The sequence below is a fragment of the Pseudoxanthomonas sp. LARHCG66 genome (assembly GCF_052871755.1).
The window spans coordinates 1-10,425 of sequence record NZ_JBIXJW010000012.1 but is presented as its reverse complement, the minus strand read 5'-3'; the positions used below and the strand labels follow the sequence as shown (position 1 = coordinate 10,425).

General features: G+C 56.3%; 12 protein-coding genes. All 12 read left to right on the top strand.

Annotation, left to right across the window (positions count from 1 at the left end):
* The first annotated feature begins 1,173 nt into the window (after window positions 1-1,173).
* The 12 genes from ACIPRS_RS18770 (at window position 1,174) to ACIPRS_RS18715 (ending at window position 9,197) form a co-directional block, all read left to right on the top strand.
* Entirely contained in the window at window positions 1,174-1,467 is a 294-nt protein-coding gene (locus tag ACIPRS_RS18770) for a hypothetical protein (RefSeq protein WP_446539641.1), read from the top strand.
* A 57-nt stretch (window positions 1,468-1,524) separates the two neighbouring features.
* The gene (locus tag ACIPRS_RS18765; protein WP_446539640.1) at window positions 1,525-2,007 is read left to right on the top strand and encodes a hypothetical protein; all 483 of its coding nucleotides are present in this window, start codon (window positions 1,525-1,527) and stop codon (window positions 2,005-2,007) included.
* 70 nt (window positions 2,008-2,077) lie between these two features.
* Entirely contained in the window at window positions 2,078-2,485 is a 408-nt protein-coding gene (locus tag ACIPRS_RS18760) for a DUF4259 domain-containing protein (protein ID WP_446539639.1), read from the top strand.
* Between the two features lie 528 nt (window positions 2,486-3,013).
* The gene (locus ACIPRS_RS18755) at window positions 3,014-3,427 is read left to right on the top strand and encodes an SMI1/KNR4 family protein (RefSeq protein WP_446539638.1); all 414 of its coding nucleotides are present in this window, start codon (window positions 3,014-3,016) and stop codon (window positions 3,425-3,427) included.
* Between the two features lie 79 nt (window positions 3,428-3,506).
* Complete coding sequence (locus ACIPRS_RS18750; protein WP_446539637.1) at window positions 3,507-3,914, top strand: hypothetical protein; 408 nt, start codon at window positions 3,507-3,509, stop codon at window positions 3,912-3,914.
* Between the two features lie 529 nt (window positions 3,915-4,443).
* Complete coding sequence (locus ACIPRS_RS18745; RefSeq protein WP_337732211.1) at window positions 4,444-4,824, top strand: hypothetical protein; 381 nt, start codon at window positions 4,444-4,446, stop codon at window positions 4,822-4,824.
* Between the two features lie 71 nt (window positions 4,825-4,895).
* Entirely contained in the window at window positions 4,896-5,213 is a 318-nt protein-coding gene (locus ACIPRS_RS18740; protein WP_446539636.1) for a hypothetical protein, read from the top strand.
* A 131-nt stretch (window positions 5,214-5,344) separates the two neighbouring features.
* Window positions 5,345-5,959: a hypothetical protein gene (locus ACIPRS_RS18735; RefSeq protein WP_446539635.1), complete on the top strand. Its 615-nt coding sequence runs from the start codon at window positions 5,345-5,347 to the stop codon at window positions 5,957-5,959.
* A gap of 80 nt (window positions 5,960-6,039) precedes the next feature.
* Window positions 6,040-6,273 (top strand): hypothetical protein, encoded by a 234-nt coding sequence (locus ACIPRS_RS18730; protein ID WP_446539634.1) that lies wholly within the window; start codon window positions 6,040-6,042, stop codon window positions 6,271-6,273.
* A gap of 58 nt (window positions 6,274-6,331) precedes the next feature.
* Window positions 6,332-6,628 carry a hypothetical protein gene (locus tag ACIPRS_RS18725; protein ID WP_446539633.1) on the top strand — a complete coding sequence of 99 codons (297 nt, stop codon included), beginning with the start codon at window positions 6,332-6,334 and terminating at the stop codon, window positions 6,626-6,628.
* Between the two features lie 997 nt (window positions 6,629-7,625).
* Window positions 7,626-7,895 (top strand): hypothetical protein, encoded by a 270-nt coding sequence (locus ACIPRS_RS18720; protein WP_446539632.1) that lies wholly within the window; start codon window positions 7,626-7,628, stop codon window positions 7,893-7,895.
* A gap of 885 nt (window positions 7,896-8,780) precedes the next feature.
* On the top strand, window positions 8,781-9,197 hold the full coding sequence (locus ACIPRS_RS18715; RefSeq protein ID WP_446539631.1) for an OmpA family protein: 417 nt from the start codon (window positions 8,781-8,783) through the stop codon (window positions 9,195-9,197).
* The last annotated feature ends 1,228 nt before the right edge of the window (window positions 9,198-10,425 follow it).

The window sequence follows — 10,425 nt, the reverse complement described above, 5'->3', positions numbered from 1 at the left end:
CAAGCCAACCAATCGCGTCCTTCTGACTTCGCTTCACTCGGCTTCGGACACATCGCTCTCGCGCCGCGCGGCCTCCGGATGACCTCCCGACTTGCGGGCCGGCGTCGCTGTCGGCTTCGGTCTTTACGGACCCCACCCTGCTACGGGCTGGCGGCGAGTGATTTCCTGCTCCCGGATGTTCCGGCCCCGTTGCAGGCCGCAGGCTTCGGGCTTACCTTGGCGTATAACTATTCGTTCAAGCCGAACCCGCTTCGCGGGTCGGCTTAACTCAAGGTGTTAGCCCCCACAAGAAAGATATGCGCACTTTGATACTGGCATTGTTACTTTCCTTGCTGGCGGCTTGTGCCGTCGAGCCGTCGGCAAGCAAGACGGACTTCGCACAGGCGAGTACTCCAGCGATCGTCCGAGTCGTTGATATGGAGCTCGCAACAGGCGAGCACCTGTACATCCTCGAGTACAGGACAACACACTCCATTCATGACTTGGCCACTGTCGCACGCGAGGCTGAGTCACTTTGGCCCACCCTTCGACCCAAGTCAGAGGCAGCCGGGCACTCTTCTGCCGGCATTCGGGCCATAGGGCAACCAACAGATGGGTCGGCCCAAACAGTCCAGGCGTACACCTTTATTTGGCAACGCTCCCCAGCCGGCAACTGGCAACAGGTGCAGGATGGGGGCTAACAATTCATTCAAGCCGAACCCGCTTCGCGGGTCGGCTTAACTCAGGCGTTAGGCCTTGGAACATACTTATCTGCTAGCTCAGGTAATTGCAGTAGGCTACATAGCGTTTAGCCTGTTCGGATTGCTTGTCATTTCTTTTCCGTCGAACCGCCAAAGCATGTTCGAGGAGCGTGGCATTGGGCCTTTCAGGGTGGCGCACGCCTGCCTCATGCTTGCACTAATCTTGGCTTGTGGCGTCTCGGTGTGGGCCTGGCCGACCGCGGTAGTTCCATTAGCCTTTGCCGTCCTTGCTGCCGTACTGATCGGAAAGGCGATCTGTGTCGCTCAGGGAGAGTGGCGTTACTGTAAGCGTTGTATTCTCGTCGGGCCAGTAGTTCTCACTGCTACAACAGCCATACTTGTAATGGCGTTCCGCTAGTGCAGCCAAGGCCTAACAATTCAATCAAGCCGACGCCGCTTCGCGGCGCGGCTTATTTCAGGTGTTAGGCCCCACATGAGCACACTCAGCAACGGAAGCATCAAATACACGACAACGGTCGGTTCCGACGTGACGCGGGACGGCTTCTATGCTGAGTTGTGTCGCGCATCAGATGCGGGCACTGTATTTGTAGCTGAGGCTTTTTGGTCGGATGAGACATTGAGCTTTTCAGTGACTGTTTCTGAGAACCCTGTCCCATTCTCTGTTCTTGAGGCTTTCCTGGCTGAAGCTCGTTTACGTGTTCCTCCATCAAATAGCCCGCAAGAGTCAAATGTGTTTACTCATGATGTCGACGCAAGTGGGGCCTAACAATTCATTCAAGCCGAACCCGCTTCGCGGGTCGGCTTAATTCCGGTGTTAAGCGGCATGACCAACCCATATCGTCAGCTCCAGATATCAGCTAGCAAAGCGCTCCTGAAGTTCATCCGGGACCATAACGGCCATGTGGGCGCTGACCTATCTGAGTGCCTCCGGCTGCTTGAGGCCGACAGAACTCCGGACGCTATTGCGCACGCCCGAAAAGTGAAGCCCCATGGCATGGGCGGCATCACCGACTGGTATCCTCAGCCAATAGCACATACTGAAACCATCGAATACAACGGCGAAGTCCTCCGTGCGCTAGTGAACGAGTGGTGCCGTGCACTTTCTCTTTCATTCGAAGAGCGCGATCCTGTTTCTCGGGATGCTCAGAAAGGCGAGATCGCGGCTGTGCTAAGAAGCGATGGGCATGTGCTCTGCCCCTTTTGCCGTAAGACCTTCTCTTCAATGTCTTCAAGTTGGGATGGTGTCAGGCACACAACATGTGGCGTGCGTTTGGAGCTCATTTCGGAGAGTTCGGATGCCGCCTAACAATTCATTCAAGCCGAACCCGCTTCGCGGGTCGGCTTAACTCAGGTGTTAGACCTGCAGGAGCAAGTTCATGGGTTGCTGGGCAATTGGTTCTTTTGGCAATGACAGCGCAGCGGATTGGCTGATCGATCTCACAAAAACAAGCGACCTTTCACTTGTTCGCGAGACCATCGCACGGGCCCTGGTTGCAGAAGAGTACTTGGACTCGCCAGATGCAACTGACGCACTGGCTGCGATTGAGGTCGTAGTCGCTGCAATCGGTCGCCCCACGACGGAAGCTCAGAATGAGACTGAACTCCTAGAGTGGATCGCCCGGGTAAAGCCATCGCCTGACGCTAAGCTTGTGTCTGACGCCCAGCAAGCGATTGATCGGATCCTAGGCCCAGAATCCGAGCTTCGAGAGTTGTGGGAGGACACCGAGGACTTCAGTGACTGGCAAGCTGAGGTGACTGACCTGCGGTCCCGGCTGCAGGTCTAACAATTCATTCAAGCCGAACCCGCTTCGCGGGTCGGCTTAATTCAGGTGTTAGGCCGCAAATGCAAATTCATCGGCATCCAACACTGATTCAACTGGCGATCTTCGGCCTCATTGGCCCGGCCGTTGGAGTAGTAAGTCTTCTCTTATGGGACCAGCTTGTCAGTAGTCCCCTTTCTCAATTTCGCCCGCGCGTCTGGCTCGGCATCACTATCTTTGCTTACCTCTACGGCTTTCCTGCAGCGCTAGTTGCCGGCTGGTCGGCTGCCAGAACACGCGCAATGTGGCCTGGGCCAAAATTGGTCGCTCGGGTCATGCGTTTTTCCGTGCCCCTGCTCGTTGGGGCGGCGGCAAGCGTGCTCTTCTCGCTTGCCACCATTGCATCAGAGCTGGAGCTCGCCGTTGCCGTGGCTGGCGCCGTCGCCGCGCTTGTTTGTACCGCATTGGTGGAGCTGCTACGGTTGCGGCCTAACAATTCATTCAAGCCGAACCCGCTTCGCGGGTCGGCTTAATTCCGGTGTTAGAGCCCACGTGAGATTCCCGACACCTACAAATGAAGAAATCGCCGAAGTTGAGAGCACGATCGGCTATTCGCTCCCATCTGCTCTCGTCGAGCTTTATGCCAAACGAGGCAATGGTGGCTTCGGGCCGGACTATGGCTTGCTCGGCTTGGGCTCCGGCCATCTGACGGATCAAGGCGATACGGCTCTAAGCCTCTACCGCATCTTCAACGAGCCAGACACAGAAGATCCGGGATGGGCTTGGCCTAAGCATTTGCTCCCCATTCTTCATGTTGGCTGTGCCATCCACTACTGCATAGACTTGGCCTCACCGGACAATCCTGTCGTCAAATTTGATCCAAATGGGTTCGGCCCAGGCGGCGACTGGCAGGCTGCGTTCTCTGTGGCTTTTCCAAAGCTGGAGCCTTGGCTTGGTGGGCTCTAACAATTCATTCAAGCCGAACCCGCTTCGCGGGTCGGCTTAATTCCGGTGTTAGGTGCCGCAAGTGAGAAAATCGGCTCTCATGATCGTGATCCTTAGTGCCGCGCTACTGTCCGGCTGCCCCGGACGCGAGTTCGCCACTTGCACCGGGCCAGTCGCTACGCACCCCGAAGGCATGTGTTCCGCTCACTACTACCAAGCTGATTATCGCGGCAGCGGCCAAGTCACGCAGGTTCTTGTTGAGTGTAATGAATTGCCATCCAAGCCGGGCGGCAACGTAGTTGCTATCCACTCCGTCGCCCATGGTGTTGGTCTCAAGTGGCTGAGTGCAGATACTCTTGAGGTGACCGTTCCCGCCGGCGTAGCTCTGCAGGGCCAACGCCCTGGCGACACCTATGGCGGTTATCCTTTGCAATATGCGTATCGCCAGCTTCAGGCGGGTGAGCCAGCTTTGCAGGGCTGCGGCCCTGGCAAGTCGGGCGGCACCTAACAATTCATTCAAGCCGAACCCGCTTCGCGGGTCGGCTTAATTCAGGCGTTAGGTGCCATGGGGAAGGTTGCCCGCAACTGGATCGAACACACGCAGGACTGGCGGAACGAGCCGATGGCCTACTGGGTTCACTTGGAGCTTGACGGTGCCACATGGCGCGCGTCCGAGTCATACAGCCCGCCGGCTCCCAGGGCCGAGGGTCGCAGCGGCTATCCCGTGCTTTGCGTCGAGTCGCAGGGTTTTGTCTTCCGCTTCTCTTCCGCGGAACAGCTTGCGGAGTGTGTAGATGTCCTTGGGCGCAAGCCCCTCCCGACATCGCGCCGTCTATCCGCCATTCGTGGCGGCGGGCACGGCCCCAATAGTCACTGGCTTAGTCGGTTGCCTGGCCATATCAAGTCCCCCAAGATTCGACAACGTGCCGTGGAGGATCTCCGCTCAGTGATCTCTGCCATGGCACCTAACAATTCATTCAAGCCGAACCCGCTTCGCGGGTCGGCTTAATTCAGGTGTTAGCCCCTTGGGAGGCTCTATGCGCAGGATTCTTCTTGGCTTGGTAGTTGCGCTTCTGACAGCCTGCTCTGCTGGATCGCAGCATCAAGCCCATACGCTACCCAACGGACAGGTGATCAAACTCATCGGAATCACCAAGATGTTCTCTACCAACGGCAAAAACAAGTGGCTAGTTCTTAACTATCAAACTGACTTGCCCATGTCGGACAAATCAGCCTTGGGGAAGGAAGCCGATGAAATATGGGTTTTCTTCAAGAATGACGTTGAGAAGGCCGGGATGACTGAGGCTGCTATCGTGGCCCACAGCCGCCCTACCGGATTCATCATTCAAGAATCAAAGACCCAAGGCTTCTCGTATGAGAGGCTCGCAGATGGCAGTTGGTCTCGTGGTGGGGGCTAACAATTCATTCAAGCCGAACCCGCTTCGCGGGTCGGCTTAACTCAGGTGTTAGGCCGCTGATGACAGTTGTAATGATCTACGGGTTCCAAGGTCGCTTTTCCGGTGACTCCCAGTACACCTGGGCCCACCCCGACGTTGGCGCCACTCACAAATGCATGCTCTTCCTTAGGCAGCAATCTGAGGCCTACGACTTCGAGGCGGCGCTGGACGAGTGTGGCCGATACGGCTTTACCAATATTGAGAATATGCGCGGCGGCAAGCTCCAGATTGACGTCCTAAACACGGACCTCTATCGGGGGTTCGCTGGCTTCTATGAAGAAGCTCTGAGTTCGGGCGCCGCTCTGGTCTACTATCCTCACAAGGGCGCGGCAGATGGCGACGCGGCCTAACAATTCATTCAAGCCGAACCCGCTTCGCGGGTCGGCTTAATTCCGGTGTTAGCCGCTAAACAGACATGAGAGCCGCCAGAACTCCCAAACAAGAAAGCCCCGCCGTGACACTGCAGCGGCGTGTTCGCCGTATGGTCACGCTCGTCGCACTCGTACTTGCTTTGGCTCACCTGCTGTTTCCGAGTCTTGCGATCGATGCGATTACGCTCGGATTGCTCGCTGTCGCGATCATTCCATGGCTTGCACCGCTTATTAAATCACTTGAGCTTCCCGGCGGCTGGAAGGTAGAGCTACAGGAGATGTATCAGGTCTCAAACCGTGCCCAAGACGCGGGGCTCATTTCCGCAGAGTCCGACAGTCCATCCCCCGAGCACTCTTTTCAGCTTGTTGCAGACCGCGACCCGAATCTGGCGCTTGCTGGACTGCGCATTGAAATTGAACGCCGTCTGCTGAGGCTCGCGGAGCAGCATCAAATACCTCTGCGCTCAAGGGGCATTGGCTCAATTCTCCGAGAGCTGGACAAGCGTGGAGTCCTGACCTCAGAGCAGAGGTCTGTGCTTGCCGACATGGTTGGCTTGCTGAACGCCGCGGTGCATGGCGCGGACGTCGACCGAGGAGCGTCCGAGTGGGCTATGGAAATTGGCCCTGGCCTTCTCCAGTCACTCGATAAGCTCACGGAGCCAAGGATTTTCGTGCAGCCGGACGAGCCTAAAGATGCTAAGGAGGGGGATCTGTGGATCTATTAGGTGCCGGGCACGCGGCTAACAATTCGTCCAAGCCGACGCCGCTTTGCGGCGCGGCTTAACTCAAGGTGTTAGGCGGCAGCATGAAATATGCGGACGGAACAGATATAAAGCCTGGAGACGTCGTACAGATCGACACGCAGTACCGCGGCCGTGTTATCGCCTCAATGGACACAGGCGAGTACCTGCCAGGCCAGGATGGTTGGGCCTATCTTGGCACTGGCATCATGGTAGATACTGACTTTGGCGGACTCGTTCACTACACAGCGGAGACGGCAGATGATCTCGTGCTCATGCAGCGTGGGGCAGCCGCCTAACAATTCATTCAAGCCGAACCCGCTTCGCGGGTCGGCTTAATTCAGGTGTTAGGCATCAATGGCGAGATCTCTGGTATTCGCTTACGTCCTTTCATTGATCACCATTCTCGCAGTCGTCGCGCTCGGTCGTGGCCTATTGCTGGGAGCGGATGGCCCGGCCGCGTTCTTCTATCGGAGTCTTCTTGGGCTGTTCTTGCTGCCGGCGGCCGTCCTGTTCATTCGTGGTGGCAATAGATCATCTGGCTCGCTTCGCAAGGCTCTGGCCTACGGACTCTCCTTCACCACTGCTTTTCTCGGCTTCGGATCTTTGATTGCAGTAATTTTTGTTCTAGCTGGCTCAGCCAAGCCCGGTTGATGCCTAACAATTCATTCAAGCCGAACCCGCATCAGGCCCCCTAACTTCGGTTCGTTCTGGGTACTATCGGCTTCGGTGCCAATCCAGTGCGGGTCGGCTTAATTTAGGCGTTAGGCCCCAATGGCGACAGCAACGCAAACTGCAGCAGAAATCCAACGGCTCGTTTGGTTGTTCCTCCCTCGTTGCAATGACCGCGAGACCTTACTGGCTCTCGATACGATGGCTGCCGAGCCAAGTCAGTGGTCTGAGGGACACGAGTTGTTTCAAAGGATTCGTTCCAAGACTTTGGCCGCGGAGCGGTCCGGTGACCGCCTGAGCAATACCCAGTACTGCTTTGAGGAGGTTTGTGCCAAGACCCTCTACAACCTTAGCGGGTTCCCCGCGCCCTTTGACAAGGATTCTCCGGATTGGATTCGTCCCAATGCGCTAGCATTGGCCAAGGTCTTGAGCATTCCCGATCCTGATTCTGCGATCCGTCTTGGGGCCTAACAATTCATTCAAGCCGAACCCGCTTCGCGGGTCGGCTTAATTCAGGCGTTAGCGCTCTATGGCTGCATGGATTCGCATTGGATTTAGCATTGCCCTAGGCGTTTCAATCTGGGGGGCCGTTTCGTGGGCGCTTAAGCAACCTGCCACCACAGTCTCCGTCTCTACAGAGTTCTGGATTAACTTCAGCAAGCTTGTCGGCTCCAACTTGCAATGGATCTTTCTCAACCTTGCTCCGTGGCTCATCGTTGGGATCACGGCCGCTCATCGTCCTGTTCTCTCTGGCACTGCAGCGGCCTTCATTACCAGCCTGATTGATAGCTACCTTCGTTCCGGTTGGGTTCCTTCGGAGTACTACTCAACCTATGTAATTTCTGCCTTGGGGCTGGCGCTCGTCTTTAGCTGTTATGGTGCAGCTGGGGCGGCTTTAGGAGTGGTCTTAGAGCGCGCTAACAATTCATTCAAGCCGAACCCGCTTCGCGGGTCGGCTTAATTCTGGTGTTAGGCATCTATGGAAGACGTCACAACGGTCGACACAAACGGCAAACCCGTGCGTATCGGCAACCTCGTCAGAGTCATAGACCTGCAGATGCACCTGTTCGATTTCCTCGAGCCCAATGAGATCGAGGACATCCGCTCCATGATTGGCGAGACTTTTCCCGTTGAGGATATTTCCTCTACCGGCCTTGTAACGGTGACAAAGTGTTTCAACCGTGGGCCTGGCCAACACGAGTCCCATACCCTGTCCCTACTTCAGGGGCAGTTTGAGCTCGCCGGCTAGATGCTTAACAATTCATTCAAGCCGAGCCCGCATCTTTACGGCATTGATCGGACAGTTGGCCAGGGCGGGCCGGCTTAATTCAGGCGTTAGCGCTCATGGTAATAGAGCTAGCTCTCAAAGCACTTGAAGCATCGCTCGCGGGTGACTCGGCCACTCCCGATCACGGGGCGCCGGATCGTGAGGAGTGCCTTGCCCGCCAACGCGGGAGCCTTCGTGCTCAGCTGGTCGCCCCTTCGGATGTCCTCGCCCAAGCTGACGCATGGGCGCAGCGTGAGTATGGCTGGGGTTCTTCACCTTATCCGATGACTCTCCTCGCTTACGACAATGAGGGCGTCGGGAACTGCCTGCTATTCGATCAGACATCCGGTAAGTTCGCCCATGCTTACGGACATCCCGCGGCCGGCAAGCCGCTAGATCTGGCCGGTCATTCTTCGAACGATGCGCTCTTTGAATGGCTGGCTTGAGCGCTAACAATTCATTCAAGCCGAACCCGCTTCGCGGGTCGGCTTAATTCAGGCGTTAGGCCGCAGCAACAATCCCCATGAGTGAGCCGATCTTTACATTTCAAGTCCGCTGGAAAGAAGAGTTGGTGTGCTCCTGCTCCGAAGGCTCGTTCGTCCTGGAAATGCCAATGGGGGTTGTCTCGGTGTTTGTGCCATCGCAGGATCTATGGCCCAGCAAGGCACCGACTTGGGCAAAAGGATATTGGTCAGCACTCCATGGACAGTTGAGCCAATGGTGCGCAGCGCACAACTTGCCGCTACACATTGAGGACTCGGCTCATGTCTGGTAGTCGCCACGGGCAGCGGCCTAACAATTCATTCAAGCCGAACCCGCTTCGCGGGTCGGCTTAATTCAGGCGTTAGCGCTCAATGGAGACGTCACATGAGCCAAAAAGCAGCACAATGGACGGTAGCTGTGCTTGCGTTCTCTATGGTCAGTACGGCAGCAGCGGAAACCACTTTTCACCGAATAAACTTTGACCTCAACAGCTCGAACCTGAGACCTGACTCGGTAGCGATCCTGCACGAAGGTGCGGAGCTGATGATGCGCAACCCAGAAATGAAAGCCCGGATAGAGGGAAGCGCCTGCGCCACCGAGGAGGGCTCTAACGAGCTATGGTTCGAAAGAGCGACAGCCGCCAGGACGTTCCTAGTCCAACATGGAGTTGATCCCTCTCAAGTCCTTTCGGTGACCGCAGTAAGCCCCAAATGGCAGGCCGATACCGCCCGTGCAGAGAATGTCCCATGCAGCGAGCGGCTGAGAGCAGTCTTCTTCATTGATGCGAGGATCTCGCCTTGAGCGCTAACAAATCATTCAAGCCGAACCCGCTTCGCGGGTCGGCTTAATTCAGGCGTTAGGCGCTTACATGCATCTTCGAGACTTTCAAATTGTCCTTCGCGAGCATGACAAGCTGACTTACCTCCAGCTTAGAGAGTGCTGGGATCCAATTGAGCTTGAGGTACGCCGCGCAATTCCGCCGCGCTGTGGATTTGGCGACATTGGAAAGATCGTCTTGGAGCTCGGCCCCGAGGCTACGCCGCGTGCGAATTATCGGGTTTTACTTAATGTTGGCCTGTACCATTTCCCCGAGTTCAATGCCTCGTCGCACCTCGCACTGCCGATTGATCAAAGGTGGGTAGAGACAATTGATATCGTAGAGTCGTGCATGAACCATCTCGGCACGAAACTTGGTGCCTCCATTGATTGGCTGACCGCTCCAATTAGTCACCTACGGCGGGTCGCGCCTAACAATTCATTCAAGCCGAACCCGCTTCGCGGGTCGGCTTAATTCAGGCGTTAGGCCGCTTGGAGAGCACATAGCATGTCCAATGATCTATCCGCCCAGGAAGCAGCGAGCATCATCGAGTCTGCGTTTGCTCCTCTTCGCTGTGTTGCAGAGCCTTGGGACTATGACTATCGGATTCGGTTCCGCGTCTTCGATGGCAATGATGAGCCTATGCTCCGGATGGACGAGGTACTACGCCCGACGTTTCAGGACTCAAAGAGTCTTGAGTCATTGCTCAATCAGGTTCGTGGCCGCGTGGCTCGTAAGGGCATAGAGTTGGCTCCGTGGTCGCTGTCCGGCAGGCCCGGTGCCGCGGCCTAACAATTCATTCAAGCCGACGCCGCTTCGCGGCGCGGCTTAATTCAGGCGTTAGGCCTCGCATGTCAGAGATTGATCGCACCAAGCAATGGATCATGCTTTTGGGCGGGGCCCTGTTCGTGCTCTATTGGGGATCTCGTGCACTTGCATGGCTTTCTTCCGGATTTCCCTCATTCGAGATGAGAGGGGTGACTTACACCAGCTCGGTTGCGGGATTTTGCATAACCGCTTTCGGGCTAGCGGGGCTATTCATGCTAGCTTCTGGCATTAGGAATCTTCGGCCGTGGCGGTAGCGTGGCCTAACAATTCATTCAAGCCGAACCCGCTTCGCGGGTCGGCTTAATTCTGGTGTTAGGCCCCACGAACAGATCAGGATGCTTCCGCAATGAGTTTGTCATTTCATATCGACTTCAACGGTCAATG